The 26,189-nt window shown below is 72.0% G+C and carries 25 protein-coding genes; 9 read left to right on the forward strand and 16 right to left on the reverse strand.

The window, feature by feature from the left end; genetic code table 11:
* Nucleotides 1-33: 33 nt before the first annotated feature.
* The 8 genes from IAG43_RS07000 to IAG43_RS07035 form a co-directional block, all read right to left on the reverse strand.
* The gene (locus IAG43_RS07000) at nt 34-372 is read right to left on the reverse strand and encodes a metal-sulfur cluster assembly factor (protein WP_153480386.1); all 339 of its coding nucleotides are present in this window, start codon (nt 370-372) and stop codon (nt 34-36) included.
* The gene (gene sufU, locus IAG43_RS07005; RefSeq protein ID WP_187739891.1) at nt 369-839 is read right to left on the reverse strand and encodes a Fe-S cluster assembly sulfur transfer protein SufU; all 471 of its coding nucleotides are present in this window, start codon (nt 837-839) and stop codon (nt 369-371) included. Before sufU ends, IAG43_RS07000 begins: the two co-directional genes overlap by 4 nt.
* 14 nt (nt 840-853) lie before the next feature.
* Entirely contained in the window at nt 854-2,110 is a 1,257-nt protein-coding gene (locus tag IAG43_RS07010; RefSeq protein ID WP_187739892.1) for a cysteine desulfurase, read from the reverse strand.
* An 88-nt stretch (nt 2,111-2,198) separates the two neighbouring features.
* On the reverse strand, nt 2,199-2,963 hold the full coding sequence (gene sufC, locus IAG43_RS07015; RefSeq protein WP_187739893.1) for a Fe-S cluster assembly ATPase SufC: 765 nt from the start codon (nt 2,961-2,963) through the stop codon (nt 2,199-2,201).
* Nucleotides 2,964-2,970: 7 nt separating this feature from the next.
* Nucleotides 2,971-3,288 carry a bifunctional 3-phenylpropionate/cinnamic acid dioxygenase ferredoxin subunit gene (locus tag IAG43_RS07020; RefSeq protein ID WP_187739894.1) on the reverse strand — a complete coding sequence of 106 codons (318 nt, stop codon included), beginning with the start codon at nt 3,286-3,288 and terminating at the stop codon, nt 2,971-2,973.
* Nucleotides 3,288-4,511 carry a Fe-S cluster assembly protein SufD gene (gene sufD / locus IAG43_RS07025; RefSeq protein ID WP_425508573.1) on the reverse strand — a complete coding sequence of 408 codons (1,224 nt, stop codon included), beginning with the start codon at nt 4,509-4,511 and terminating at the stop codon, nt 3,288-3,290. The genes IAG43_RS07020 and sufD overlap by 1 nt, the downstream gene beginning before the upstream one ends.
* Before the next feature lie 176 nt (nt 4,512-4,687).
* On the reverse strand, nt 4,688-6,109 hold the full coding sequence (sufB, locus tag IAG43_RS07030; protein WP_187739896.1) for a Fe-S cluster assembly protein SufB: 1,422 nt from the start codon (nt 6,107-6,109) through the stop codon (nt 4,688-4,690).
* The gene (locus tag IAG43_RS07035; protein ID WP_246574115.1) at nt 6,106-6,861 is read right to left on the reverse strand and encodes a helix-turn-helix transcriptional regulator; all 756 of its coding nucleotides are present in this window, start codon (nt 6,859-6,861) and stop codon (nt 6,106-6,108) included. Before IAG43_RS07035 ends, sufB begins: the two co-directional genes overlap by 4 nt.
* A 330-nt stretch (nt 6,862-7,191) precedes the next feature.
* On the opposite strand from IAG43_RS07035, the gene IAG43_RS07040 reads away from it, so the two are divergent.
* The 4 genes from IAG43_RS07040 to IAG43_RS07055 are packed head-to-tail and all read left to right on the forward strand — an operon-like array spanning nt 7,192 to nt 11,044.
* Nucleotides 7,192-8,118: an ABC transporter ATP-binding protein gene (locus tag IAG43_RS07040; protein ID WP_187739897.1), complete on the forward strand. Its 927-nt coding sequence runs from the start codon at nt 7,192-7,194 to the stop codon at nt 8,116-8,118.
* Entirely contained in the window at nt 8,115-8,882 is a 768-nt protein-coding gene (locus tag IAG43_RS07045) for an ABC transporter permease (protein WP_187739898.1), read from the forward strand. The genes IAG43_RS07040 and IAG43_RS07045 overlap by 4 nt, the downstream gene beginning before the upstream one ends.
* A 49-nt stretch (nt 8,883-8,931) precedes the next feature.
* Nucleotides 8,932-10,050: a hypothetical protein gene (locus IAG43_RS07050; RefSeq protein WP_187739899.1), complete on the forward strand. Its 1,119-nt coding sequence runs from the start codon at nt 8,932-8,934 to the stop codon at nt 10,048-10,050.
* A gap of 4 nt (nt 10,051-10,054) precedes the next feature.
* Nucleotides 10,055-11,044 carry a COX15/CtaA family protein gene (locus tag IAG43_RS07055; protein ID WP_187739900.1) on the forward strand — a complete coding sequence of 330 codons (990 nt, stop codon included), beginning with the start codon at nt 10,055-10,057 and terminating at the stop codon, nt 11,042-11,044.
* 845 nt (nt 11,045-11,889) lie between these two features.
* On the opposite strand, the gene IAG43_RS07060 is transcribed toward IAG43_RS07055, so the two are convergent.
* Together IAG43_RS07060 and IAG43_RS07065 are read right to left on the reverse strand one after the other, a co-directional pair.
* Nucleotides 11,890-12,246 (reverse strand): hypothetical protein, encoded by a 357-nt coding sequence (locus IAG43_RS07060; protein ID WP_187739901.1) that lies wholly within the window; start codon nt 12,244-12,246, stop codon nt 11,890-11,892.
* Nucleotides 12,247-12,324: 78 nt separating this feature from the next.
* Nucleotides 12,325-13,272 carry a heme o synthase gene (locus tag IAG43_RS07065; protein ID WP_187739902.1) on the reverse strand — a complete coding sequence of 316 codons (948 nt, stop codon included), beginning with the start codon at nt 13,270-13,272 and terminating at the stop codon, nt 12,325-12,327.
* Nucleotides 13,273-13,619: 347 nt separating this feature from the next.
* Here IAG43_RS07065 and tkt point away from each other — a divergent pair, with 347 nt between their 5' ends.
* The 5 genes from tkt to pgl are packed head-to-tail and all read left to right on the forward strand — an operon-like array spanning nt 13,620 to nt 20,287.
* Nucleotides 13,620-15,707, forward strand: coding sequence for a transketolase (gene tkt, locus IAG43_RS07070; protein WP_187739903.1), 2,088 nt, complete (start codon nt 13,620-13,622; stop codon nt 15,705-15,707).
* A 34-nt stretch (nt 15,708-15,741) separates the two neighbouring features.
* On the forward strand, nt 15,742-16,860 hold the full coding sequence (gene tal / locus IAG43_RS07075) for a transaldolase (RefSeq protein WP_187739904.1): 1,119 nt from the start codon (nt 15,742-15,744) through the stop codon (nt 16,858-16,860).
* A 15-nt stretch (nt 16,861-16,875) separates the two neighbouring features.
* A complete protein-coding gene (zwf, locus tag IAG43_RS07080) occupies nt 16,876-18,399 on the forward strand; it encodes a glucose-6-phosphate dehydrogenase (RefSeq protein ID WP_187739905.1) in 1,524 nt (507 codons plus the stop codon).
* Entirely contained in the window at nt 18,396-19,508 is a 1,113-nt protein-coding gene (gene opcA, locus IAG43_RS07085) for a glucose-6-phosphate dehydrogenase assembly protein OpcA (RefSeq protein ID WP_187739906.1), read from the forward strand. The genes zwf and opcA overlap by 4 nt, the downstream gene beginning before the upstream one ends.
* Entirely contained in the window at nt 19,505-20,287 is a 783-nt protein-coding gene (gene pgl / locus IAG43_RS07090; RefSeq protein ID WP_187739907.1) for a 6-phosphogluconolactonase, read from the forward strand. Before opcA ends, pgl begins: the two co-directional genes overlap by 4 nt.
* A 160-nt stretch (nt 20,288-20,447) precedes the next feature.
* On the opposite strand, the gene IAG43_RS07095 is transcribed toward pgl, so the two are convergent.
* The 6 genes from IAG43_RS07095 to tpiA all read right to left on the reverse strand — a co-directional run bounded on the left by IAG43_RS07095 (nt 20,448) and on the right by tpiA (nt 26,186).
* Nucleotides 20,448-22,097, reverse strand: a complete 1,650-nt coding sequence (locus IAG43_RS07095) for a PH domain-containing protein (RefSeq protein WP_187739908.1) — start codon at nt 22,095-22,097, stop codon at nt 20,448-20,450.
* Complete coding sequence (locus IAG43_RS07100; RefSeq protein ID WP_187739909.1) at nt 22,094-22,600, reverse strand: PH domain-containing protein; 507 nt, start codon at nt 22,598-22,600, stop codon at nt 22,094-22,096. Before IAG43_RS07100 ends, IAG43_RS07095 begins: the two co-directional genes overlap by 4 nt.
* Before the next feature lie 4 nt (nt 22,601-22,604).
* Nucleotides 22,605-24,275, reverse strand: a complete 1,671-nt coding sequence (gene pgi / locus IAG43_RS07105; RefSeq protein WP_425508574.1) for a glucose-6-phosphate isomerase — start codon at nt 24,273-24,275, stop codon at nt 22,605-22,607.
* A 265-nt stretch (nt 24,276-24,540) separates the two neighbouring features.
* Complete coding sequence (locus tag IAG43_RS07110; protein ID WP_006349936.1) at nt 24,541-24,876, reverse strand: RNA polymerase-binding protein RbpA; 336 nt, start codon at nt 24,874-24,876, stop codon at nt 24,541-24,543.
* Between the two features lie 135 nt (nt 24,877-25,011).
* A complete protein-coding gene (secG, locus tag IAG43_RS07115; protein WP_147990402.1) occupies nt 25,012-25,242 on the reverse strand; it encodes a preprotein translocase subunit SecG in 231 nt (76 codons plus the stop codon).
* A 155-nt stretch (nt 25,243-25,397) separates the two neighbouring features.
* Nucleotides 25,398-26,186, reverse strand: a complete 789-nt coding sequence (tpiA, locus tag IAG43_RS07120; RefSeq protein ID WP_187739910.1) for a triose-phosphate isomerase — start codon at nt 26,184-26,186, stop codon at nt 25,398-25,400.
* Between the last annotated feature and the right edge of the window lie 3 nt (nt 26,187-26,189).

A 26,189-nucleotide genomic window follows, 5' to 3' on the forward strand; every position in this document is an offset into this window, starting at 1 on the left:
CCGTTCGCGTCCCGGGCTGGGCCGGGGACCGGCTCAGACGTTGAAGCCGAGCGCGCGCAGCTGCTCGCGCCCGTCGTCCGTGATCTTGTCCGGGCCCCACGGCGGCATCCAGACCCAGTTGATCTTCAGCTCGTTGACGATGCCGTCGGTCGCGGACTTCGCCTGGTCCTCGATCACGTCGGTCAGCGGACAGGCAGCCGACGTCAGCGTCATGTCCAGGGTCGCGACGTTGGAGTCGTCGATGTGGATGCCGTAGATGAGGCCCAGGTTGACGACGTCGATCCCCAGCTCGGGGTCGACGACGTCGTACAGCGCCTCGCGGACTTCTTCCTCGGAGGCCGGCTTCAGCGCCGCCCCAGCGTTCTCCGTCATGCCGTTGTCCTCTCGGGGTCGGTGCCGCCGCCCAGCGCCTGCGCGGTCGCGTCCTTCCACGCCATCCAGCTCAGCAGGGCGCACTTCACACGGGCGGGGTACTTGGAGACGCCGGCGAACGCGACCGCGTCCTCCAGCACCTCCTCCATCGCGTCGTCGGGCTCCAGCTGCCCCTTCGACTGCATCAGCTCCAGGAAGGTGCCCTGGATCCGCTGCGCCTCGGCGAGCTCCTTGCCGACCAGCAGTTCGTTCAGCACGGATGCGGAGGCCTGGCTGATCGAGCAGCCCTGCCCCTCGTACGAGACGTCCTCGATGCGGGAGCCGTCGTACTTCACCCGGAGCGTGATCTCGTCGCCGCACGTCGGGTTGACGTGGTGCACCTCGGCGTCACCGTCCCGCAAGCCCCGCCCGTGCGGGTTCTTGTAGTGGTCCAGGATGACGTCCTGGTACATCGAATCCAGCTTCACGCGTCGTCAGCCCTTCATCCGAAGAAGTTACGGACGTGCTCCAGGCCGTCGACCAGAGCATCGACCTCTGCCGGCGTGGAGTACAGATAGAACGACGCCCGCGTGGTCGCGGGAATTCCGTACCTCAGGCAGACCGGCCGCGCGCAGTGGTGTCCCACGCGGACCGCGATGCCCTGCTCGTCCAGCACCTGGCCCACGTCGTGCGGGTGGATGTCGCCGAGCGTGAAGGAGATCGCCGCGCCGCGGTCCTCGGCCGTGGTCGGGCCGATGATCCGCAGGTCCGGCACCTCCAGCAGCCGCTTCACCGCGTACTCGGTGAGGGCGTGCTCGTGCCGGGCGATGTTCTCCATGCCGATCGAGGTGAGGTAGTCCACGGCCGCGCCGAGGCCGACGGCCTGCGCGATCGGGGGCGTGCCCGCCTCGAACTTGTGGGGTGCCGGCGCGTAGGTCGACGAGTGCATCGACACGGTCTCGATCATCTCGCCGCCGCCGAGGAACGGAGGCAGGTCCTCCAGCAGTTCCTGCCGTCCCCAGAGCACGCCGATGCCGGTCGGGCCGCACATCTTGTGGCCGGTGAAGGCCACGAAGTCGGCGCCGAGCGCCTGCACGTCCAGCACCATGTGCGGGGCGGCCTGCGAGGCGTCGATCAGCACCAGGGCGCCGACGTCCTGGGCGCGGCGGACGATCGCCTCGACCGGGTTGACGGTGCCCATGATGTTGGAGACGAGCGTGAAGGAGACGATCTTCGTCTTCTCCGTGATGACCTGCTCGATTCCGGACAGGTCGAGCCGTCCGTCGTCGGTGAGGCCGAACCACTTCAGCTTGGCGCCGGTGCGCTGCGACAGCAGCTGCCACGGGACGATGTTGGAGTGGTGCTCCATCTCCGTGATGACGATCTCGGTCTCGCGGTCCACGCGGTAGGGCTCGTCCGCCCAGCCCAGCATGTTGGCGACGAGGTTGAGCGACTCCGAGGCGTTCTTGGTGAAGATCACCTCGTCGCGGCTCGGCGCGTTGACGAACGCCGCGACCTTGTCACGGGCGCCCTCGTACAGCGCCGTGGCCTCCTCGGCGAGCACGTGCACACCGCGGTGGACGTTGGAGTTGTGGCGCTCGTAGTAGGCGCTGAGCGCGTCGAGCACCTGGCGCGGCTTCTGCGAGGTCGCCGCGTTGTCCAGGTAGACGAGCTTCTTGCCGTCGTGGAGCACCCGGTCGAGGACCGGGAAGTCCTTGCGGATCGCCTCCGTGTCGAGGAGGCCGGGCAGCTGTGTCACGCCCATCCCCTTTCGTGCCCTGCTCCGCCCGCGGGGCTCACCCGCGGGTCGGAGGCGGTCTGCGGGCCGGTGGCCCGGGGCGCGTCGCTCACAGAGAGACGCCGCCCTTGGTGTACTGCTCGTAACCCTCTGCCTCCAGCTTGTCGGCGAGCTCGGGGCCACCCGACTCGACGATCCGGCCGCCCGCGAAGACGTGCACGTGGTCGGGCTGGATGTAGCGCAGGATGCGCGTGTAGTGGGTGATCAGCAGGGTGCCGACCTCGCCCGTGGCACGCACCCGGTTGACGCCCTCGGAGACGACGCGGAGCGCGTCGACGTCCAGGCCGGAGTCCGTCTCGTCGAGGATCGCGATCTTCGGCTTGAGGAGCTCCATCTGGAGGATCTCGTGGCGCTTCTTCTCACCGCCGGAGAAGCCCTCGTTGACGTTGCGCTCGGCGAAGGCCGGGTCCATGTGGAGCTCGCCCATCGCCTCCTTGACCTCCTTCACCCAGGTGCGGAGCTTGGGGGCCTCGCCGCGGATCGCGGTGGCGGAGGTGCGCAGGAAGTTGGAGACCGAGACGCCGGGGACCTCGACCGGGTACTGCATGGCGAGGAACATGCCGGCGCGGGCGCGCTCGTCGACGGACATCTCCAGGACGTCCTCGCCGTCCAGGGTCACGGTGCCACCGGTGATCGTGTACTTGGGGTGGCCCGCGATGGAGTAGGCGAGGGTCGACTTGCCGGAGCCGTTGGGGCCCATGATGGCGTGGGTCTCGCCCTGCTTCACGGTCAGGTCGACGCCCTTGAGGATCTCCCGGGAGCCGTTGTCGGCTTCGACGGAGACGTGCAGGTCGCGGATTTCAAGCGTTGCCATGGGTGACTCAGGACTCCTGGGTGACGGAGACGAGCACATCGTCCCCTTCGATCTGTACGGGGTATACGGGCACGGGGCGCGTGGCGGGAAGCCCGGACGGCTTGCCGGTGCGGAGGTCGAAGCTGGAGCCGTGCAGCCAGCACTCGATCGCGCAGTCCTCGACCTCGCCCTCCGACAGCGAGACGTTCGCGTGCGAGCAGATGTCGTTGATCGCGAACACCTCGCCCTCGGTGCGCACCAGCGACACCGGCGTGCCGTCGAGTTCCACCCGCTTCGGGGTGTCCTCCTCCAGCTCGCTCAGCGCGCAGGCTCTGACGAAGGTCATCAGACGGACGCCTCCAGCTCCGCCTCGATCTTGGCGATGAGGCGCTCCTCGACGTCCGGCAGGCCGATCTGCTGGACGAGCTCGGCGAAGAAGCCGCGGACGACCAGACGGCGGGCCTCGGCCTGGGGGATGCCGCGGGCCATCAGGTAGAAGAGCTGCTCGTCGTCGAAGCGGCCGGTGGCGGAGGCGTGGCCGGCGCCGGCGATCTCGCCGGTCTCGATCTCGAGGTTCGGCACCGAGTCGACGCGCGCGCCGTCCGTGAGGACGAGGTTGCGGTTCATCTCGTAGGTGTCGGTGCCCTCGGCCGCGACGCGGATCAGGACGTCGCCGATCCACACCGCGTGCGCGTCGTCGCCCTGGAGGGCGCCCTTGTAGACCGCGTTGGACTTGCAGTGCGGCACGTTGTGGTCGACGAGGAGGCGGTGCTCCTGGTGCTGGCCCCGGTCGGTGAAGTACAGGCCGAAGAGCTCGGCCTCGCCGCCGGTGCCGGCGTACGAGACGCGCGGGTGGAGGCGGACCAGGTCGCCGCCGAAGGTGACCACCACGGACTTGAAGGAGGCGTCCCGGCCGACCAGCGCGTTGTGCTGGGCGACGTGGACGGCCTTGTCGTTCCAGTCCTGGACGGAGACGACGGTCAGCTTGGCGCCGTCGCCGAGGACGTAGTCGACGTTGGCCGCGAGGACCGCGTCACCGGTGTGGTCGATGACGACGACGGCCTCGGCGAACGCGCCCAGCTCGATCAGCTGGTGGCCGAAGGCGGTGCCGCCCTCGCCGTGCACGGCGATCCGGACCGGCTCGGTGAGCACGGTCTCCTTGGGCACGGTGACGACCGACGCCTGCTCGAACGAGGAGTACGCCTGGGCGGCGACCCGGTCGACCGGGGTGCCCGCGCGGCCGAGCCGCGCGTCGTCGCGGCCGACGGTCTCCACGGTGACGCCCTCGGGCGCCTCGATCGCGACCTTGACGCCCGAACCGGTGGCGACGGCGGTGCCGTCGTGGAGCCCGCGGAGGCGCTCCAGCGGGGTGAACCGCCACTCCTCCTCGCGGCCGTGCGGGACCGGGAAGTCCGCCACGTCGAACGACGGGGGCGCGCTCATACGGGTGGCGACGGTCGACTCCGCGGCCACCGCGATGGAGCCGGCGGTGGTGGAGCCCACCGGAGGGGGTCCCCCCTGGACCGGAGTACTGCGGAGGTCCTCGGGGGCGTTCTGAGCCTCAGCCATGGCTGTCGGTCTGCTCGCTTTCTGCATTCGGTGCGTTCGCGGGTCCTCGGCGGCCGCGGCCGGAAGCTCTGCTCCGGCCGCGGCCGCCACCGGGCCCGCTCACTGGGCTCACCGTGTGAGCCCGGGGACGTGATCGGGGCGGCGGGTCCGGGCGGGTGCCCGGGGCCTTGGGGGGCCTAGCCCACCGAGCCCTCCATCTGCAGCTCGATCAGCCGGTTGAGCTCCAGCGCGTACTCCATGGGGAGTTCCTTGGCGATCGGCTCGACGAAGCCGCGCACGATCATGGCCATCGCCTCGAACTCGGTGAGGCCGCGGCTCATCAGGTAGAAGAGCTGGTCCTCGGAGACCTTGGAGACGGTCGCCTCGTGGCCCATCGAGACGTCGTCCTCGCGGACGTCGACGTACGGGTAGGTGTCCGAGCGGGAGATCGTGTCGACGAGCAGGGCGTCGCAGAGCACGTTGGACTTGGCGCCCGGGGCGCCCTCGCCGATCTCGATCAGGCCGCGGTAGGAGGTGCGGCCGCCGCCGCGGGCCACCGACTTGGAGACGATGTTCGAGGAGGTGTTCGGGGCCATGTGGACCATCTTGGCGCCGGCGTCCTGGTGCTGGCCCTCGCCCGCGAAGGCGATGGACAGGGTCTCGCCCTTGGCGTGCTCGCCCATCAGGTAGACGGCCGGGTACTTCATGGTGACCTTGGAGCCGATGTTGCCGTCGACCCACTCCATGGTCGCGCCCTCGTAGGCCACGGCGCGCTTGGTGACCAGGTTGTAGACGTTGTTCGACCAGTTCTGGATGGTCGTGTAGCGGCAGCGGCCGCCCTTCTTGACGATGATCTCGACCACGGCGCTGTGCAGCGAGTCCGAGGAGTAGATCGGGGCGGTGCAGCCCTCGACGTAGTGGACGTAGGCGTCCTCGTCGACGATGATCAGCGTCCGCTCGAACTGGCCCATGTTCTCCGTGTTGATGCGGAAGTAGGCCTGGAGCGGGATGTCCACGTGGACACCCTTGGGGACGTAGATGAAGGATCCGCCGGACCACACGGCCGTGTTCAGCGAGGCGAACTTGTTGTCGCCGACCGGGATGACGGTGCCGAAGTACTCCTGGAAGAGCTCCGGGTGCTCCTTGAGCGCGGTGTCGGTGTCCAGGAAGATGACGCCCTGCTCCTCCAGGTCCTCGCGGATCTGGTGGTAGACGACCTCGGACTCGTACTGCGCCGCGACACCGGCGACCAGGCGCTGCTTCTCCGCCTCCGGGATGCCGAGCTTGTCGTAGGTGTTCTTGATGTCCTCGGGCAGGTCCTCCCAGGAGGCGGCCTGCGCCTCGGTGGACCGCACGAAGTACTTGATGTTGTCGAAGTCGATGCCCGACAGGTCGGAGCCCCAGCTCGGCATCGGCTTCTTGTCGAACAGCCGCAGGCCCTTGAGCCGCAGCTTCAGCATCCACTCCGGCTCGTTCTTCTTCGCGGAGATGTCGCGGACGACTTCCTCGGAGAGACCGCGCTTGGCGGCGGCGCCGGCCGCGTCGGAGTCGGCCCAGCCGAATTCGTACGTGCCCAGACCCTCGAGTTCGGGGTGGGCAGTCTCCGTGGGGAGAGTCATGCGGGGTTCCTCCCGGCCGTGCTTGCAGATGCTGATGGTGTGGTGGTCTGTGCGGCGCCGCTCCCGGTGGAGCCGCGCGGGATGAACGTGGTGCAGACGCCGTCGCCGTGGGCGATGGTGGCGAGCCGCTGCACGTGCGTCCCGAGGAGCTTCGAGAAGAACTCGGTCTCCGCCTCGCACAGCTGCGGGTACTTCTCGGCCGCGTGGGCGACCGGGCAGTGGTGCTGGCAGAGCTGCTCGCCGACCGGCGCGGTACGGGCCGTAGCAGCGTACCCGTCGGCGCTCAGGGCCTTGGCCAGCGCCTCGGCCCGCTCCTCGGGGGCGGCGGCGGCGACGGCGGCGCGGTAGTTCTCGCCCTGGGTCTCGATGCGGTCCCGCGCGAAGGCGGCCACGGCGGCCTCGCCGGCCGCTCCGCCGCCCGCGGTCCGCTCGATCCAGCGGAGGGCGTCGACGGCCAGCGTGTCGTACGACTGGTCGAAGGCGTCCCGGCCGCAGTCGGTGAGGGCGAAGACCTTGGCGGGGCGGCCGCGGGTGCGCGTGCCGTAGACACGCTGCTCACGGGGTTCCACGACGTTCTCGGAGACGAGGGCGTCGAGGTGGCGGCGGACGGCCGCCTGGGTGAGCCCGAGCCGGCCCGCGAGGTCGGCGACGGTGGAGGGGCCGTGGTCCAGTACGGAGCGCGCGACACGGTTGCGCGTGGAGCGCTCACCGGTCGCGAGTTCCTCGTGGGGAGCCTCGCCAGCGTTTTTCACAACGCCATTGTTGCGTAATTCATCGGCGAACGACAAGCCACGTCCCGGCCCCCGCGCGGTGCCGTGCATCACTTAGGCATACCTAAGCTGACCTGCGGAAACGATCACCCGGACCGCTCCGCCGCAGGTCCGGGCCGCTGTCCGCGCCACCCCCGGGAGACGCCCCACGGGCGCCGCCGGGCCGCCTCACGGGATCGAATCCCGGCGGAACCCGCCGCGTGGCGGCCACCGCCGGCCCGCGTGACCGGCCCGTGCCCCGCCGGTCCGGCCCGCGGGCCGGTCACGGGGGCGCGGGCGGAGGCGTCCGGGCGGGTCCCTAGACTTCCCCGCATGAGTGACGAGTGGGCCGTCCGGGTCCGGGGCCTGGTCAAACGGTACGGATCGAAGACCGCGGTGGACGGCCTGGACCTCGACGTGGCCACCGGCTCCGTGACCGCCGTGCTCGGCCCCAACGGCGCCGGGAAGACGACCACGGTGGAGACCTGCGAGGGCTACCGCCGTCCCGACGCGGGCACCGTGCGCGTCCTCGGACTCGACCCGGTGGCCGACGCGGCCCGGCTGCGTCCGCGGATCGGCGTGATGCTCCAGTCGGGCGGCGTCTACTCCGGCGCCCGCGCCGAGGAGATGCTCCGGCACATGGCGCGGTTGCACGCCCACCCGCTGGACGTCGACGACCTGATCGAACGTCTGGGGCTGGGCGGCTGCGGCCGCACCTCCTACCGGCGGCTCTCCGGCGGCCAGCAGCAGCGCCTGGCGCTCGCCATGGCCGTCGTCGGCCGCCCCGAGCTGGTCTTCCTCGACGAGCCGACGGCGGGCCTCGACCCGCAGGCCCGCCGTTCCACCTGGGAGCTGGTGCGCGAACTGCGCGCCGACGGCGTCACCACCGTGCTGACCACCCACTTCATGGACGAGGCCGAGGAGCTGTCGGACGCGGTCGCGATCGTGGACGCGGGCCGGGTGATCGCCCGGGGCACCGCCGAGGAGCTGTGCCGGGGCGGCGCCGAGAACACCCTCCGCTTCACCGGCAGGCCCGGTCTCGACATCGGCTCCCTGCTCAAGGCACTGCCCGACGGCTCCACCGCCGCCGAGCCGACCCCCGGCGTCTACCGCGTCGGCGGCCGGGTCGACCCGCAGCTGCTGGCCACCGTGACCTCCTGGTGCGCCCAGCACGGGGTGATGCCCGACCGGATCTCGGTGGAGCGGCACACGCTGGAGGACGTCTTCCTGGAGCTGACCGGCAAGGAGCTGCGCGGATGAGCACCGGCATGTACACCCCGAAGCCGGGCGCGGCACCCCTCGCCCGCATGATCACCGCCCAGGCGGCCTTCGAGACCAGGATGCTGCTGCGCAACGGCGAGCAGCTGCTGCTCACCGTGATCATCCCGTCGCTGCTGCTGGTCCTCTTCTCCACGGTCGACATCGTCGACACCGGGGCGGGCGAGCCGGTCGACTTCCTCGCCCCGGGGGTCCTCGCCCTGGCGGTCATGTCGACGGCGTTCACCGGCCAGGCCATCGCGACCGGCTTCGAGCGGCGCTACGGCGTGCTCAAGCGGCTCGGCGCCTCGCCCGTCCCCCGGTGGGCGCTGATGTGCGCCAAGACGCTGTCGGTGCTCGCGACCGAGGTGCTCCAGATCCTGCTGCTGACGGTGATCGCGTTCGGCCTCGGCTGGAACCCGCAGGGCAACCCGCTGTGGGCGGTGCTGCTCCTGGTGCTCGGCACCGCGGCCTTCTCCGGGCTCGGGCTGCTGATGGCGGGGACGCTGAAGGCCGAGGCGACGCTGGCCGCGGCCAATCTGGTCTTCCTCCTGCTCCTGGTGGGCGGTGGCGTGATCGTGCCGCTGGACCGCTTCCCCGAGGGCGTCGCCGCGGTGCTCGCCCTGCTGCCGATCTCGGCGCTCTCCGACGGCCTGCGCGACGTCCTGCGGGACGGCGCGGGAGTGCCGTGGGGAGACATGGGCATTCTCGCCGTGTGGGCCGTGCTCGGACTGGGTGCCGCAGCCCGGCTCTTCCGCTGGGAGTGAGGCGCGCGCCAGGATGCTTCCATCGGGACCCGCACGACCGGAGGTCTGGATGGAACGCTGTGCCGTACTGCGACTCGACGCGCAATGGGCGAAGGTCAGGTCGGGCCGCCCCGGGGCCGCGCCCCGCGAGCGGGAGCGGATGCTCACCGATCTGATCGCCGCGCTCGCCCCGCACGCCGTGGACGATCTCTCCCTCACCGCCAGACTCGGGCTGCGCTACAGCGACCTGGCCCGCCACCACTTCGACATCGGCAGACGCGTGGACGCGCTGGCCGCCGTCGACGCGGCCGTCCGCCACGGCGCCGAGCCCGCCGGGCACGACGCAGAGCACGCGCGGTGGTTCGCCCGGGCCCTGATCAGCCAGGCCGTCTACCTCGCCGAGCCGCTCAGCGACGAACTCGGGCTGCCGCGCTACGCCTTCCACCCGCAGGGCGAACAGCCGGGGGCGGATGACCGGCTGGCGGGTCTGGCGGCGGTCGACGCGACGCACCGGGCCATCGCCGTCTGGGAGTCCCTGGACCAGGGCGACCCCCGCAACCGTGAGGGGCTGGCCCAGGCCCACGCGTTCCTCGGCGACCGGCTGGAGGAACTCGGCCGCCCGGTGGACGCGGCGGAGTGGGCGGTGCGGGCGGAACGTGCCTTCCACGACGCGTGGACGGCGCCGGACCCCGCCGAGCGGGCCCACGCCGCCGTCCTGGAGCACCTGGGCGACCAGCTGGAGCGCCGGCTGCGGCGCTGCCCCTTCGACGGCGGGCTCACCCAGCTGCACAAACGGGAACTGCTGCCGGCCCGGCTGCTGCCGCTGGCCGTGGTCGCGGGACGCATCGAGGGCATGTCGCCGGACGCGATCGCCGAGGGGCTGGCCCTGGACCGTGCCGAGGTGCGCCGGATCCTGCGGGCTCGCTCCTGGCGGGCCGTGTGGCGGTTCGACGTCTGCGCGGGGGACGGCTCGTGGCGGCCAATGGCCTTCCCGTGGCGCGGGATGGACGCGGTGACGGACCGCACGGCGCAGGCGGTGGCGGACGAGCTCGCCGACGCGTTCCTGCACTCTCCGGACCGGCCGGCCGACGCCGCCCGCTGGCGGTTCGCCCTCTGGTGGGACGAGGAGGACCACTGGGACGGTTCGCGCTTCCGCATGACGTTCCCGCCCGGAACCGACCCCTCGTGAATGCATGCACAAGCGCCCGCCTACGATAGGGGCCGTGCAGACCCCCCTCGCCCACATCGCCAAGCGCTGGACCCCGTCGCCCCGGACCCTGCGGCGCGCCGCCCTCTCCGCCGTCCTGATGAGCGTGCTCATCATCGTGACGGGCGGCGCCGTCCGGCTGACCGGATCCGGCCTCGGTTGCGACACCTGGCCCAAGTGCACGGACGACAGCCTGTTCGCCACGCCCGCGCAGGGTCTCCACGGCGCGATCGAGTTCGGCAACCGGCTGCTGACCTACGTGCTGTCCGCGGCCGTCGGCTGGGCGATCATCGCCGTGCGCTCCGTCAAGCCGCGGCGCCGGGGCCTCACCCGGCTGGCCTGGGTGCAGTTCTGGATCGTGCTGGCCAACGCGGTGATCGGCGGGATCACCGTCTGGCTGGGTCTCAACCCCTGGAGCGTGGCCGGGCACTTCCTGCTCGCGAACGGTCTGCTGACGGTGGCGACGATCACCTGGGTGCGCACCGGCGAGGGCGACGGCGCCCCCCGTCCCCGCGTGCCGCGCCCGGTGCGCAAGCTGTCCTGGGCGATCGTCGGGGCGACGGTGGTGCTGATCGTGCTGGGCACGTCGGTGACGGGCTCGGGCAAGCACGCGGGCGACAGCAGCGACGTGCCGCGGATGCCGTGGGACTGGGCGGCCGCCGCCCACATCCACGCCATCGCCGCCTGGGTGGTCTGCGCGCTGGCCGTCGCCATGTGGCTGGTGGTCCGCGTGGTGGACGCTCCGGACGACACCCGGGCCCGCGCACGCGACCTGCTGCTGGTGGTCCTGGCGCAGGGCGTGATCGGCTACGTGCAGTACTTCACCGACGTACCGGAGATCCTGGTGGGCCTGCACATGCTGGGCTCCGCGCTGCTGTGGATCGCCGTGGTCCGGCTCGCGATGAGCCTGCGCGAACGGCCCGCGGTCGCGGTCCCCTCCCCCGGCCGCCCCGCGGACGCGCTCTCCGCCGCCTGACCGGCGCGCGCTGCCGGCGACTCCGCTCGCGCCGCCGCGAGGCAGTACGCACTCCGGCGCGTTGACCGGCGCCGAAGGCTCCCGGCCGACGGCCCCGCGGTCACCGGCCCTCCCGGCCGCGCACAGCAGCCCGGCGACCCCTGGCCCGGGACACCCCGACACGGAACGCACCCCGGCGCGATGCCCGGGACCGGACGCTCCCGGCCGGCGGCCCCGCGTGTGCACAGAACTCCCCGGCGGTGCACGGCCACCCGGGCGGGGCTCCCGCAGGCAGCGGCCCGGCGACTCCGGTTCGCTCCCCGAGACGGAACGCACTCCGGCGCGTTGCCCGGAACCGGAAGCACAAGCCGACGATTCGGCCTCCACGGCGGCCGCGGTGCCGCCGGGCCCGTGAGGTCACCTGGCGGCCCGGAGCCGGACGGGCCGGTGCCGATGCGGGTGCCCTTCGGCAGGCGTCTGCCCGCCTCGGCCGCCACCGGCCCGCGTCGGCGGGCCGGGTGGACGGGCGGGCGGGCAGTGGATTCCGGGACCGGGCAGCGAGGGCGTCGGTGTCAGGCGGCGACCCGGTCCGGACGGCGCGGAACGCGGTGACGGGCGGCCGGCGGCCCCCCGGGAGGGGGCCGGTCCGGGCCTCGGAGGTGCCGGGGGCCGGGTTCCGTGCGGAGCACCCCGTGGCAGTACCGGCCGGCCCGGCACACCGAGGAGGCGGCGCCGGCCCCGGGGCCTTTCCTGCTCCGGGCGACGCTTCCCCGGGCCGGACTTCCCCATACCGTGCTTCCTCGGGCCACGCGTCCCCGGACCGTGCTTCCCCGGTCCTGATGGGCGATCCCGGCGGGAGGCGCCGCTCAGCCGTTGGACGGGCCGCCGACCTGGATGCCCGCCATGCGGGTCCACTCGTAGGGGCCGGTGCGGACCTTCGCGGCGAAGTCGCCGTCGAAGGACTCGTGGAGCGTGATGCCGGACTTCTCGGCCGCGCTGACGGCCACGGCGTGCGTGGGGGCGACGAGGTCGCCCCAGGCTCCGTCCTCGCCGACGAGGACGACGCGGGTGCCCGTCTGTCCGATGTAGGCGAGCTGGCCCTCGGCGCCGCCGTGCGCGGCGGCGAAGGCGTTGATCTGCTTGGCGAGCTTCGCCGCCTTGCGCGCGGTCTTCGCGTCCGGCCCGGCCTCGTGCTCGCCCGTCTCAACCTCGGTGTCTGCCATGGCCAGGATGCTACCGGCGGGTAGTCGCCCTGGCCACGGCGGGGGCGGGTGGCACGCGCCACCCCGGCAGGCGGGTGCTCAGCGCAGGAACGGGTCGACCGCGACGGCGACGAAGAGCAGCGAGACGTAGGTGATGGACCAGTGGAACAGCCGCATCTCCTTGAGCTTGCCGCCGGTCGCTCCGCTCCGGGCGCGGCTCTGGAGCGCGTGCGCCTCCCAGAGCCACCAGCCGCCCGCGGCGAGGGCCACGGCCGTGTAGAACCAGCCGGTGTAGCCGAGCGGGGTGAGCAGCAGCGAGACGGCGACCATCACCCAGCTGTAGAGGACGATCTGGCGGGCGACGACCGTGTTGCCGGCCACGACGGGCAGCATCGGCACGCCGACGCGGGCGTAGTCCTCCTTCACCTTCATCGACAGCGGCCAGTAGTGCGGCGGCGTCCAGAAGAAGATGACCAGGAAGAGGATGACCGCGGCCCACGACATCGAGTTGGTCACCGAGGACCAGCCGATGAGCACCGGCATGCAGCCCGCGATGCCGCCCCAGACGATGTTCTGCGCCGTACGGCGCTTGAGGAGCATCGTGTAGACGACCACGTAGAACAGCAGTGCGCCGAGCGCCAGTGCGGCGGAGAGCCAGTTGACCAGCAGGCCGAACCAGAGCGTGGAGACGACCGCGAGGACGAGGCCGAAGACCAGCCCCTCGCGCGGCGAGACCATGCCGGTCACCAGCGGACGCTGCGCCGTGCGGTCCATGAGCGCGTCGATGTCGCGGTCGATGTACATGTTGAGCGCGTTGGCGCCCCCCGCGGAGAGGTAGCCGCCGAGACAGGTGGCGAGCACCAGCCAGAGGTCGGGCACGCCCTGTTCGGCGAGGAACATCACCGGCACGGTGGTGATGAGCAGCAGCTCGATGATCCGCGGCTTGGTCAGCGCCACGAACGCCCTGACGCGGGCCCCGAACGGCCGACGGCCCCCCGGGCCGGAAGCCAAGACGACCCCTGCGGGTCGGGACTCGACGGCCGTCACGCACACCCCTGACAGAGAAATCCCAGCAAGCCACCGGCGTGAAGGCCCGGTAAAGACTTGCGCGTACCACGCCACTCTAGACGTTGCCCATGAGCCGATCTTCGCGGGGGTGGACTCGTGTTGAGCCCTCGCGCCGGAACCGTGCGTATACATAGGGGACGGCCGCTGCTCACCTGCGCGGGCGCGGTCCCAGCACGTGGACACGGGCGGCGCGGGGCCGAAACGTCCTGTTCGATCGGAAGACGCCTGCTGACAAGTAGGGCAACCGACACGACGGTAGGCTCGACATCGCCCGGTACACCCCTCGTCACCGGGATTCGACATGTGGAGAGGAGCCCTGACTCAGGGTGAGCACCAAGCCGACCACCACAGACCTCGAGTGGACCGCAGTGGACGATCGTGCGGTCGACACCGCCCGCGTCCTGGCCATGGACGCCGTACAGAAGGTCGGCAACGGCCATCCGGGTACGGCCATGAGCCTGGCGCCTGCCGCCTACACCCTCTTCCAGAAGGTGATGCGGCACGACCCCGCGGACGCCGACTGGACGGGACGCGACCGCTTCGTGCTGTCCGCGGGCCACTCCTCCCTGACCCTGTACACCCAGCTCTACCTGGCCGGTTTCGGTCTGGAGCTGGATGACATCAAGGCGTTCCGCACCTGGGGCAGCAAGACCCCCGGTCACCCGGAGTACGGGCACACGACCGGCGTCGAGACGACGACCGGCCCGCTCGGCCAGGGTGTCGCCAACGCCGTGGGCATGGCCATGGCCGCCCGCTACGAGCGCGGTCTGTTCGACCCCGAGGCGGCCCCGGGCACCTCGCCGTTCGACCACCACGTCTTCGTGATCGCCGGTGACGGCTGCCTCCAGGAGGGCATCTCCGCCGAGGCGTCCTCGCTCGCCGGGCACCAGAAGCTCGGCAACCTGGTCCTGCTGTGGGACGACAACCACATCTCGATCGAGGGCGACACCGAGACCGCGGTCTCCGAGGACACCCTGCAGCGGTACGAGGCCTACGGCTGGCACGTGCAGCGGGTCCTGCCCAAGGAGAACGGCGACCTGGACCCGGCGGCGCTGCACGCGGCGATCGAGGCCGCCAAGGCCGAGACCACGCGTCCGTCGTTCATCGCGATGCGCTCGATCATCGCCTGGCCCGCCCCGAACGCCCAGAACACCGAGGCCGCGCACGGCTCGGCGCTGGGCGACGAGGAGGTCGCTGCCACCAAGCGCGTCCTGGGCTTCGACCCGGAGCAGAGCTTCGAGGTCTCCGACGAGGTCCTCGCGCACACCCGTGGCGCGCTGGACCGGGGCCGTGACGTGCGCGCCGAGTGGGAGAAGACGTTCGCCGCGTGGCGCACGGCCAACCCCGAGCGGGCCGCCGACTTCGACCGGATCCGCGCGGGCGAGCTGCCCGCCGGCTGGGAGGAGAAGCTGCCCGAGTTCGAGACCGGCAAGGGGGTGGCCACCCGCGCCGCCTCCGGCAAGGTCCTGCAGGCGCTGGGCCCGGTCGTCCCCGAGCTGTGGGGCGGCTCCGCCGACCTCGCCGGGTCGAACAACACGACGATCGACAAGACGTCGTCGTTCCTGCCCGCCGGCAACCCGCTGCCGGAGGCCGACCCGTACGGCCGCACCGTGCACTTCGGCATCCGCGAGCACGCGATGGCCGCGGTGATGAACGGCATCACCCTGCACGGCAACACCCGTGTCTTCGGCGGCACCTTCCTGGTGTTCTCCGACTACATGCGCAACGCCGTCCGGCTCTCCGCGCTGATGCACCTGCCGGTCACCTACGTGTGGACGCACGACTCGATCGGTCTCGGCGAGGACGGCCCGACGCACCAGCCGGTGGAGCACCTCGCCTCGCTGCGCGCCATCCCCGGGCTGAACGTCGTCCGCCCGGCCGACGCCAACGAGACCGCGATCGCCTGGCGCGAGATCCTGCGGCGCTGGACGAAGGAGTTCGGCGTGGGCGCCCCGCACGGTCTGGCGCTGACCCGTCAGGGCGTGCCGACCTACGAGCGCAACGAGGACGCGGCCAAGGGCGGCTACGTGCTGTTCGAGGCGGAGGGCGGCGCTCCGGAGGTCGTGCTGATCGGCACCGGCTCCGAGGTGCAGCTGGCCGTGGAGGCGCGTGAGCAGCTCCAGGCCGCCGGCGTGCCGGCGCGGGTCGTGTCGATGCCCTCGGTGGAGTGGTTCGAGGAGCAGGAGCAGTCCTACAAGGACGCGGTGCTCCCGCCGTCCGTGCGGGCGCGTGTCGCGGTCGAGGCCGGTGTCGGCCTGACCTGGCACCGCTACGTCGGGGACGCCGGCCGCATCGTCTCGCTGGAGCACTTCGGCGCCTCCGCGGACGCGAAGGTCCTGTTCCGCGAGTTCGGCTTCACCGCCGACGCGGTGGCCGCCGCGGCCCGGGAATCCATCGAAGCCGCCGCGCGCTGACGCCGGTACACGACAAACAGGAGATGCAACTCTCATGACGGACGCACTCAAGCGCCTCTCCGACGAAGGCGTCGCGATCTGGCTGGACGACCTGTCCCGCACCCGGATCACCTCCGGCAACCTCGCCGAGCTGATCGACCAGCAGCACGTCGTCGGCGTCACCACCAACCCGTCGATCTTCCAGAAGGCGATCTCGGACGGCCACGGCTACGACCAGCAGCTCGAGGACCTCGCGGCCCGCAGGGTGACCGTCGAGGAAGCCATCCGCATGATCACGACGGCCGACGTGCGCGACGCCGCCGACATCCTGCGCCCGGTGTTCGACGCGACCGACGGCCAGGACGGCCGGGTCTCGATCGAGGTGGACCCGCGCCTGGCGCACGACACCAAGGCGACGATCGCCGAGGCCAAGCAGCTCGCCTGGCTCGTGGACCGTCCGAACACCCTCATCAAGATCCCGGCCACCCTGGCGGGTCTCCCGGCGATCACCGAGGTCATCGGCCTCGGGATCAGCGTCAACGTCACGCTGATCTTCTCGCTGGAGCGCTACCGCGCGGTCATGGACGCCTACGTCGCCGGTCTGGAGAAGGCGAAGGAGCGCGGCCTGGACCTGTCGAAGATCCACTCGGTGGCGTCCTTCTTCGTGTCCCGGGTGGACACCGAGATCGACAAGCGCCTGGACGCGCTGGGCACCCCGGCGGCCGCGGAGGCCCGCGGCAAGGCGGCCCTGGCCAACGCCCGTCTGGCGTACGAGGCGTTCGAGGAGGTCTTCTCCTCGGACCGCTGGTCCGCCCTCGACAAGGCGCAGGCCAACAAGCAGCGTCCGCTGTGGGCGTCGACCGGCGTCAAGGACAAGGCGTACAAGGACACCCTGTACGTCGACGAGCTGGTCGCCCCGGGCACGGTCAACACCATGCCGGAGGCCACCCTCGACGCCACCGCCGACCACGGGCAGATCACCGGCGACACCGTGCGCGGCACCTACGCGCAGGCCCGCGCCGACCTCGACGCGGTCGAGAAGCTCGGCATCTCCTACGACGAGGTCGTCCAGCTGCTGGAGGACGAGGGCGTGGAGAAGTTCGAGTCCGCCTGGAACGACCTGCTCGCCTCGACCGAGGCGGAGCTCAAGCGCCTCGCACCCTCGGAGGGCTGACCCACCTTGTCCGGTATGGACGGAGCCAATCCGCTCCGTGACACCGCCGACCGACGGCTCCCGCGCATCGCGGGGCCGTCGGGCCTGGTGATCTTCGGTGTCACGGGCGACCTCTCCCGCAAGAAGCTGATGCCCGCGGTGTACGACCTGGCGAACCGCGGGCTGCTGCCGCCGGGCTTCTCCCTCATCGGCTTCGCCCGCCGTGAGTGGCAGCACGAGGACTTCGCCCAGGAGGTCCACGACGCCGTCAAGGAGCACGCGCGCACCCCGTTCCGCGAGGAGGTGTGGCAGCAGCTCATCCAGGGGATGCGGTTCGTCCAGGGCACCTTCGACGACGACGCGGCCTTCGAGGAGCTGAAGGCCACCATCGAGGACCTGGACAAGGCGCAGGGCACCGGCGGGAACTTCGCGTTCTACCTCTCGGTGCCGCCCAAGTTCTTCCCCAAGGTCGTCCAGCAGCTCAAGAAGCACGGGCTGGCCGACCAGAAGGAGGGCTCCTGGCGCCGCGCGGTCATCGAGAAGCCCTTCGGCCACAACCTGGAGAGCGCCGAGGAGCTCAACCAGGTGGTGCACGAGGTCTTCCCGCCCAACGAGGTCTTCAGGATCGACCACTACCTGGGCAAGGAGACCGTCCAGAACATCCTGGCGCTCCGCTTCGCCAACACCCTCTTCGAGCCGATCTGGAACCGGTCGTACGTCGACCACGTGCAGATCACCATGGCCGAGGACATCGGCATCGGCGGCCGGGCCGGCTACTACGACGGCATCGGCGCCGCCCGTGACGTCATCCAGAACCACCTCCTCCAGCTGCTCGCGCTGACCGCGATGGAGGAGCCCGCCTCCTTCGACGCCGACGCGCTGGCCGCGGAGAAGACCAAGGTGCTGGGCGCGGTGAAGCTGCCGGGCGACCTGGCCGCGAACACCGTGCGTGCGCAGTACGCGGCGGGCTGGCAGGGCGGCGCGAAGGCGGTCGGCTACCTCCAGGAGGAGGGCATCGACCCGAACTCCACGACCGACACCTACGCCGCGGTGAAGCTGGAGATCGACAACCGCCGCTGGGCGGGTGTCCCGTTCTACCTGCGCACCGGCAAGCGGCTGGGGCGCCGGGTCACCGAGATCGCGGTGGTCTTCCAGCGGGCGCCGCACTCCCCGTTCGACTCCACGGCCACCGAGGAGCTGGGGCAGAACGCCCTGGTCATCCGGGTGCAGCCGGACGAGGGCGTGACCATGCGCTTCGGCTCCAAGGTGCCCGGCACCTCCATGGAGGTCCGGGACGTCTCGATGGACTTCGCCTACGGCGAGTCGTTCACCGAGTCCAGCCCCGAGGCGTACGAACGGCTCATCCTCGACGTCCTGCTCGGCGACTCCAACCTGTTCCCCCGGGTGGAGGAGGTCGAGCTGTCGTGGAAGATCCTCGACCCGATCGAGGAGTTCTGGGACCGCAGCGGGAAGCCCGCGCAGTACGCGGCGGGCACCTGGGGCCCCGCGGAGGCCGACGAGATGCTCGCACGAGACGGACGGAGCTGGCGCCGGCCATGAAGATCGACCTCACTGACACGACGGCCAGCAAGATCAACAAGGCGCTGGTGCAGGGCCGCCGCGCGATCGGCACCCCGGCCGTCGGCATGGTCCTCACCCTGGTCATCGTGACCGACGAGGAGAACGCCTACGACGCCCTCAGGGCCGCCAACGACGCGGCGCGCGAGCACCCCTCGCGCACCCTCGTCGTCATCAAGCGGGTCTCCCGCTCCCCGCGCGACCGGGCCAAGGCCCGGCTCGACGCGGAGGTGCGGGTCGGCGCCGACGCCGGGACCGGCGAGACGGTGGTGCTGCGGCTGTACGGCGAGGTCGCCGACCACGCCCAGTCCGTGGTCCTCCCGCTGCTGCTGCCGGACGCGCCCGTCGTCGTCTGGTGGCCGGTGAACGCCCCCGTCGACCCGGCGTCCGACCCGCTGGGCGCGCTCGCCCAGCGGCGGGTCACCGACACCTACGCGGCGGAGCAGCCGGTGCAGGAGCTCGTCTCCCGCGCCGACGCGTACACGCCGGGCGACACCGACCTCGCCTGGACGCGGATCACCCCGTGGCGCTCCATGCTCGCCGCGGCCCTGGACCAGGTGACCTGCGAGGTCACCGGGGTCGAGGTGGAGGGCGAGGAGTTCAATCCGAGCTGCGAGCTGCTGGCCATGTGGCTCGCGGACCGGCTGGACGTCCCGGTGCGGCGGCTGCCGTCCGCGGGGCCCGGCCTGACCTCCGTCAGGATGGACTCCACCTGCGGTCCGATCGTGCTGGACCGCCCCGACGGGTCGCTCGCGACCCTGTCGATCCAGGGGCAGCCGGATCGGGCGGTGGCGCTCAAGCGGCGTGAGACGTCCGAGCTGATCGCCGAGGAGCTGCGGCGCCTCGACCCGGACGACACCTACGCCTCCGCCCTGCGCTTCGGGGTGGACCGGCTCGGCGACGGTCCGGGGCCGTCCAGCCAGAAGCCTTCGGACGGCGCGAAGCCGTCGGAGGACGCCGAGGCGTCCGGCGGGGCACAGGCACCGGACGGGACGGAGGCGTCCGGAGCGTCCGCGGCGGAGGCGTCCGCGGCTCCGAAGCGGAAGACGCCCGCGAAGAAGAGCGCCCCGGCCCGGAAGGCGGCTCAGTGAGCGCCCCCGAGCTGGTCGTCCACCGCGACAAGGAGCTGATGGCCCAGGCCGCGGCCGCACGCCTGATCACCAGGATCGTCGACGCGCAGGCCACCCGCGGCGCGGCGTCGGTGGTGCTGACCGGCGGACGCAACGGCAACGGTCTGCTGGCGGCGCTGGGTTCGGCACCGGCGCGGGACGCGATCGACTGGTCGCGGCTCGACCTCTGGTGGGGCGACGAGCGCTTCCTGCCGGACGGCGACCCCGAGCGCAACGTCACCCAGGCCCGCGAGGCGCTGCTGGACCGGGTCCCGCTGGACCCTGCCCGGGTCCACGCGATGCCCGCGTCCGACGGCCCCCTGGGCGCCGACGCTGACGCCGCGGCGGCGGCCTACGCCGCGGAGCTGGCGGCGGCGGCGCGCCCCGAGGACCACGGGCCGGTGCCGGTGTTCGACGTGCTCATGCTGGGCGTCGGGCCGGACACCCATGTGGCCTCGCTCTTCCCGGAGCTGCCCGCCGTCCGCGAGACGGAGCGGACGGTGGTCGGCGTGCACGGTGCGCCGAAGCCGCCGCCGACCCGGATCTCGCTGACGCTGCCCGCGATCCGCGCCGCCCGTGAGGTGTGGCTGCTGGCCGCCGGCGAGGACAAGGCGGAGGCGGTGCAGATCGCGCTCTCGGGAGCGGGCGAGGTCCAGGCGCCGGCCGCGGGCGCCCGCGGCCGTGCCCGCACGCTGTGGCTGCTGGACGCCGCGGCGGCCTCCGGGCTCCCGCGGGATCTGCTGCCGCCGCACTCGGCGTGACCCCGCGTCCCAAGGCCCCCGCCCGGCACTCAGCCGGGCGGGGGCCTTGGGCGTACCGGGGCCTGCACCGTGCGGGGGTGCTCGCCGTGCGGGGACCGCGGGCACCCTGCCGGGACGGCGGTCAGGGGGACGGGCCGCGGGACACGCGGGCGCAGCGGGATCACCCGGACGGGCGCCGCTCCCGGCCGTCGTCCCCGTCCCCGTCCCCGTCCGCGGGCTCGCGGTGTCCGCCGGTGCCCGGAAGCGGCTCCAGGAACGGTGCCAGCAGGCCCGGGACGGCCCGCGCCGCGAAGGCCAGGGCCTCGGCGGCGTCGGCGTCACGGACGTGGTAGGCGCCCGCGCCTGCCGCCGTGGTCGCGGTCAGGGTGAGCAGGCCGGCACGGCGCTGGAAGAGGGACCTGCGGACCGTCCAGCCGATCACCCCGCCGCGCTGGAGGGCCACCGTGCTGCGGCGCACGGTCCCGGAGCGGGTCAGCAGGTAGGCGCCCGAGATGCCGTGCCCGAGGCTGCGGTAGGCGTCGAGGGCGAGCAGCACGGCAGCCGGGAGCGCCACCGCCGCGACGGCGGCGGCGACCCACAGCAGTACCGGGGTGAGCAGCGCCCCCAGCAGGGCGAGGACGAGGACCGGGGCGAGCGCCGTGGCCAGGGCCCACCGCAGCCTGCGGCCGCGTGCGGCGCGCGGATGGCCGGTGAGCAGGTCCGGGTCCGTCGGCGCGGCCGGCTCCCGCAGCACCTGGGCGGCCACCCGGTCCGCGACGGCACGGGGGGCCGGCGGGAGGAGGGTCTTGCGGTCGGTGTGCTCGTTCTCGCTGTCCTTGACGAGACCGGTGGCGACCGCGTCGAGCCTGGCCCCGCCGAACAGCCGCACGCCGAGGGGCTCGACGAGATCGATCCCGCGCAGCCGCCTCTCCTCGATCGAGACGGACCGGGAGGTGAGCAGTCCGCGCCGTATCCGCAGCGTGCCGCCGCTCTCCCGCTCCAGGCGGTAGTTCCACCACATCTCGACCCACAGTCCGAGCGCCCCGACGACGCCTGCCACGAGCGCGACACCGGCGAGGACGAGGACCGTCCAGACGACCGGGGTCTCGGCGAACCGGTCGCCGACCCACTCGATGACCTCGGCCTGGGCGCCGAACCACTCGCTGACCTGCATCACGGCGCCGGCCGCGGCGCCCCCGAGCAGCGGGGCGACGAAGGAGACCGGCGCGTAGGCGATCCAGGCGGGGTCGAGGGAGGCGATCGTCCCGTCGCGGTCCGCCTCCGGCCTCCCGGCCGGCGGGCGGGCGAGGAGTTCGCCGCGCAGCCGCTCGGCCTCGCCGCGCGACACGGAGTCGAGGAGCAGGGTGGACTCGCCGCTGCCGGTGTGTTCGCCGGTGCCGATGCGGACCTGGACCAGGCCGAGGAGCCGCAGCAGCACATGGGCGGTGAGGTCGACGCTGCGGATGCGTTCGCGCGGCAGCGAGCGGCGCTTGACCAGCAGCAGGCCGGTGCGGAGCTCGACCCGCTCGGGGCCCGTGCGGTAGCGGGTGCGGCGCACCCGGACGCCCTCGGCGGCCGTGACGGCTCCGACGAGCACCACCCCGCCCGTCAGCACCCAGGCGAGAGCCTGCCAGAACGGCCGCCCGCCGAGGAGGGCGAGCAGCACCGGCAGGCCCGCGCTGCCGGCCACCCCGAGCATCACGACGCACCGGGCGAGCACCGTGCGCGGGTCGAGGCGGCGCCACTCCCCGCCGGGCGGTGCGGTGCCGCCGGGCGCCGCCGCCGCGGCCGGTGACGGCGGCGGCGGGTCGGGCGCCGTCCGCCCGCTCATGTCGCGTCGCCGGGCGTCGCCCGGGTGATGCGGGTGAGCTGCTCGGCGAGGTCCGCCGCCAGCTCGTGGTCCAGGCCCTGGATCCGGATCTCCCCCTTGGCGGAGGCCGTCGTGACGGTGACCGTCGCCAGCCGGAACGCCTGCTCCAGCGGCCCGCGCACGGTGTCGACGGTCTGGATCCGGGACATCGGGGCGATCCGCCACTCCTGCCACAGGGCCCCGGTGCGGACGTAGACGGCCTCGTCGGTGACCTCCCACCGGTGCACCCGGAACCACCACGAGGGGAGGAACGCGGTCCCGGCCAGCCCGGCGGCGGCGAGTACCGCCGCCGGGCCCCACAGCCAGGTCCGCGCGGGCCCTATCAGGGCCCCGAGGAGCGCCAGGACGGCCACCGGCACGGCGGTCGTCAGCAGGCACTGGACACGCCACCAGGTGACGGCGCGCTCGTTCAGCCTGTGGGTGGGCGGCCGCAGCCGCACCCCGTCCTCGTCCTCCCCCCTCATCGGGTCACCGTCCGCGCAGCGAGCGGTACGCGGCCGCCAGGGCCGCGGTCGAGCTGTCGAGCGCCTCCCCGCCCTCTGAGCCCTCCGAGCCGGTCAGCACGGGCTCGATCCGCTTGGCGAGGACCTTGCCGAGCTCGACGCCCCACTGGTCGAAGGAGTCGATGTTCCAGATCGCGCCCTGGACGAAGACCTTGTGCTCGTACAGGGCGATCAGCTGGCCGAGCACCGACGGGGTCAGGTCCTCGGCGAGGATCGTGGTGGTGGGGTGGTTGCCGCGGAAGGTCTTGTGGGCGACCAGGTCCTCGGGCACGCCCTCGGCGCGGACCTCCTCGGGCGTCTTGCCGAAGGCGAGGGCCTGGGTCTGCGCGAAGAAGTTCGCCATCAGCAGGTCGTGCTGGGGCACCAGGGAGTCGAGCAGTCCGGGCACCGGCCGGGCGAAGCCGATGAAGTCCGCCGGGATGACCTTCGTCCCCTGGTGGATCAACTGGTAGTAGGCGTGCTGCCCGTTGGTGCCGGGCGTGCCCCAGACCACGGGCCCGGTCTGCCAGGTGACGGGGTTGCCGTCGCGGTCCACCGACTTGCCGTTGGACTCCATGTCGAGCTGCTGGAGGTAGGCGGTGAACTTGGACAGGTAGTGCGAGTAGGGCAGCACCGCGTGCGACTGCGCGTCGAAGAACGCGCCGTACCAGACGCCCAGCAGGCCCATCAGCAGCGGCGCGTTGGCCTCGGCGGGAGCGGTGCGGAAGTGCTCGTCGACGAGGTGGAAGCCGTCGAGCATCTCCCGGAAGCGCTCCGGCCCGATGGCGATCATCAGGGAGAGGCCGATGGCCGAGTCGTACGAGTAGCGGCCGCCGACCCAGTCCCAGAACTCGAACATGTTGGCCGTGTCGATGCCGAAGCCGGAGACCTTCCCGGCGTTGGTGGACAGGGCCACGAAGTGCTTGGCCACGGCCTCGGGACCGGCGTCCAGCCCGCTGAGCAGCCACTGGCGCGCGGAGGTGGCGTTGGTGATCGTCTCGATGGTGGTGAAGGTCTTCGAGGCGATGACGAACAGCGTCTCGGCCGGGTCGAGGTCGCGGACGGCCTCGTGGAGGTCGGCGCCGTCCACGTTGGAGACGAACCGGACGGTGAGGTCGCGGTCGGTGTAGGAGCGCAGCACCTCGTACGCCATGGCCGGCCCGAGGTCGGAGCCGCCGATGCCGATGTTGACGATGTTCCGGATGCGGCGGCCGGTGTGGCCGGTCCACTCCCCGGAGCGGACCCGCTCCGCGAAGGCGGCCATCCTGTCGAGCACGGCGTGGACCGCGGGGACGACGTTCTCCCCGTCGACCTCGATCACCGCGTCGCGCGGGGCGCGCAGCGCGGTGTGGAGGACCGCCCGGTCCTCGGTGGTGTTGATCTTCTCGCCGCGGAACATGGCGTCGCGCAGGGCGGCGACGCCGGTCGCGTCGGCCAGCTCGCGCAGCAGGGCGAGCGTCTCGTCGGTGACCAGGTGCTTGGAGTAGTCCAGGTACAGGTCGCCGACCCGCAGGACGTAGCCGCTGCCGCGCTGCGGGTCCGCCTCGAACAGCTCACGCAGGTGGGTGCCGCCCAGCTGCTCGCGGTGCTTGCCGAGAGCGACCCATTGCGACATCTGGTCGAGCCTCGTAGGACGTTCTGCGTTCATCTCGGACATCAGCCCACTTCTTCTCGTACGTGCGTGCATGCCCCGCTGCGCCTCCAACCTAATTGATCAGGAGGGCGGGTGAGGCGGCAGCGGGGCGAAGTGTCCTGCCGTGGGCCGGTGCAGGCGTCTTCGCCCCCCGTACGGCGGCACGGGAGGCCGCGTCCCGGCGGTGCGGCGCGCGTTCGGGACGGAGAAGGGGCCGGGACGAAGCGCGCGGCCGGGACGAAGAAGGTCCGGCCGGGCACCTGTCGGTGCCCGGCCGGACCTGCAATGTCTAGATCTCGCCCCGCAGTTTGGCGAGTGCCTCGGCGAGGATCGCCTCGCCGTCGGCGTCGCTGCGCCGCTCCCGTACGTACGCCAGGTGCGTCTTGTACGGCTCGGTGCGCGGCGGGTCCGGCGGGTTGTCCTGGTCCTGTCCTGCCGGGAACCCGCATCGCGGGCAGTCCCAGGTGTCGGGGACCTGTGCGTCACTGGCGAAGCTCGGCTGCGTCTCGTGCCCGTTCGAGCACCAGAAGGAGATGCGGAGGCGCGGGGCGGACTCGCCGCGCTCCGCCTCACCCATCGGCCCCGCTCCGACCCGGCTTCCCCGGATCGCGTTGCCACTTGCCACGGTCGTAACTCCCTGCGTGATGGTGCTGCACAGCGTCTCACAGCGGCGGCGCCGCGAGTGCCCCAGTCTACGTACGGCCCAACGCGCGTCCAGTGATTGGAGTTACAGCCTGGCGCGCAGCGGCCAGGAGTCCGCTCAGCTGTCCAGCTTCATCAGCAGACCCAGTACGACAATGCACGCGAACCAGAGCAGACCGACCACGATCGTGATGCGGTCGAGGTTGCGCTCGGCCACCGAGGAACCGCCGACGGAGGACTGCATGCCACCGCCGAACATGTCGGAGAGGCCGCCGCCCTTCCCCTTGTGCATCAGCACCAGCAGCATCAGCAGCAGACTGAAGACGATCAGGGCGATCGAGAACCCCATAACCACGGCTGGACCAACTTCCTCGGACTGATCAGGACGGCAACGAAGGACATGCAGGGAAAAGCGGGGACCGGGGCCCGCCGCGCGGGGAAACCGCACAGCACACGTGAGCCTCGGCCCCCGCAAGGGTACGCCGGATCGGCGCTACCGCATACTCACTGGTCGCGGAAGCGGACGATCTTCACGAACTCGTCGGCGTCCAGCGCGGCACCGCCGACCAGGGCCCCGTCGACATCCGGCTGGGCCATGATCGCGGCCACGTTGCCGGCCTTGACCGAGCCGCCGTACTGGATGCGGACCTTGTCGGCCAGCTCCTGGGAGTACAGCTCGGCGAGACGCCCGCGGATCGCGCCGCAGACCTCCTGGGCGTCCTCGGGGGTGGCGACCTCGCCGGTGCCGATGGCCCAGACCGGCTCGTAGGCGATGACGACCGTCTCGGCCTGCTCGGCCGGGACGTCCTTCAGGCCGCCGTCGAGCTGCGCGAGGGTGTGGGCGACCTGGTCGCCCGCCTTGCGGACGTCCAGGCCCTCGCCGATGCACAGGATCGGCGTGATGCCGTGCTTGAACGCGGCCTTCACCTTGGCGTTGCAGATCTCGTCGGTCTCCGCGTGGTACTGGCGGCGCTCGGAGTGGCCCACGGCGACGTAGGCGCACTTCAGCTTGGCCAGCATCGGGCCGGAGATCTCACCGGTGTAGGCACCGGAGTCGTGCGCGGAGACGTCCTGGGCGCCGAACCTGATCGCGAGCTTGTCGCCCTCGATCAGGGTCTGCACGGAACGCAGGTCGGTGAAGGGCACGAGCACGGCGACCTCGACGGCCGCGAAGTCCTTCTCCGACAGGGCGAAGGCGAGCTTCTGGGTGTGGGCGATGGCCTCGAGGTGGTTGAGGTTCATCTTCCAGTTGCCCGCCATCAGCGGGGTACGGCCGTTGTCCACAGCAGTCATCGA

This window comes from Streptomyces genisteinicus, from assembly GCF_014489615.1.
In the GTDB taxonomy this organism is placed as follows: Bacteria; Actinomycetota; Actinomycetes; order Streptomycetales; family Streptomycetaceae; genus Streptomyces; species Streptomyces genisteinicus.

What these genes read in the sequence shown, in the direction of transcription:
- IAG43_RS07000 (WP_153480386.1), bottom strand. Translation starts at nt 372, where the DNA reads ATGACGGAGAACGCTGGGGCGGCGCTGAAGCCGGCCTCCGAGGAAGAA.
- sufC (WP_187739893.1), bottom strand. Translation starts at nt 2,963, where the DNA reads ATGGCAACGCTTGAAATCCGCGACCTGCACGTCTCCGTCGAAGCCGAC.
- IAG43_RS07020 (WP_187739894.1), bottom strand. Translation starts at nt 3,288, where the DNA reads ATGACCTTCGTCAGAGCCTGCGCGCTGAGCGAGCTGGAGGAGGACACC.
- sufD (WP_425508573.1), bottom strand. Translation starts at nt 4,511, where the DNA reads ATGGCTGAGGCTCAGAACGCCCCCGAGGACCTCCGCAGTACTCCGGTC.
- sufB (WP_187739896.1), bottom strand. Translation starts at nt 6,109, where the DNA reads ATGACTCTCCCCACGGAGACTGCCCACCCCGAACTCGAGGGTCTGGGC.
- IAG43_RS07040 (WP_187739897.1), top strand. Translation starts at nt 7,192, where the DNA reads ATGAGTGACGAGTGGGCCGTCCGGGTCCGGGGCCTGGTCAAACGGTAC.
- IAG43_RS07045 (WP_187739898.1), top strand. Translation starts at nt 8,115, where the DNA reads ATGAGCACCGGCATGTACACCCCGAAGCCGGGCGCGGCACCCCTCGCC.
- IAG43_RS07050 (WP_187739899.1), top strand. Translation starts at nt 8,932, where the DNA reads ATGGAACGCTGTGCCGTACTGCGACTCGACGCGCAATGGGCGAAGGTC.
- IAG43_RS07055 (WP_187739900.1), top strand. Translation starts at nt 10,055, where the DNA reads ATGCACAAGCGCCCGCCTACGATAGGGGCCGTGCAGACCCCCCTCGCC.
- IAG43_RS07060 (WP_187739901.1), bottom strand. Translation starts at nt 12,246, where the DNA reads ATGGCAGACACCGAGGTTGAGACGGGCGAGCACGAGGCCGGGCCGGAC.
- tal (WP_187739904.1), top strand. Translation starts at nt 15,742, where the DNA reads ATGACGGACGCACTCAAGCGCCTCTCCGACGAAGGCGTCGCGATCTGG.
- zwf (WP_187739905.1), top strand. Translation starts at nt 16,876, where the DNA reads ATGGACGGAGCCAATCCGCTCCGTGACACCGCCGACCGACGGCTCCCG.
- opcA (WP_187739906.1), top strand. Translation starts at nt 18,396, where the DNA reads ATGAAGATCGACCTCACTGACACGACGGCCAGCAAGATCAACAAGGCG.
- IAG43_RS07095 (WP_187739908.1), bottom strand. Translation starts at nt 22,097, where the DNA reads ATGAGCGGGCGGACGGCGCCCGACCCGCCGCCGCCGTCACCGGCCGCG.
- IAG43_RS07100 (WP_187739909.1), bottom strand. Translation starts at nt 22,600, where the DNA reads ATGAGGGGGGAGGACGAGGACGGGGTGCGGCTGCGGCCGCCCACCCAC.
- pgi (WP_425508574.1), bottom strand. Translation starts at nt 24,275, where the DNA reads ATGTCCGAGATGAACGCAGAACGTCCTACGAGGCTCGACCAGATGTCG.
- secG (WP_147990402.1), bottom strand. Translation starts at nt 25,242, where the DNA reads ATGGGGTTCTCGATCGCCCTGATCGTCTTCAGTCTGCTGCTGATGCTG.
- tpiA (WP_187739910.1), bottom strand. Translation starts at nt 26,186, where the DNA reads ATGACTGCTGTGGACAACGGCCGTACCCCGCTGATGGCGGGCAACTGG.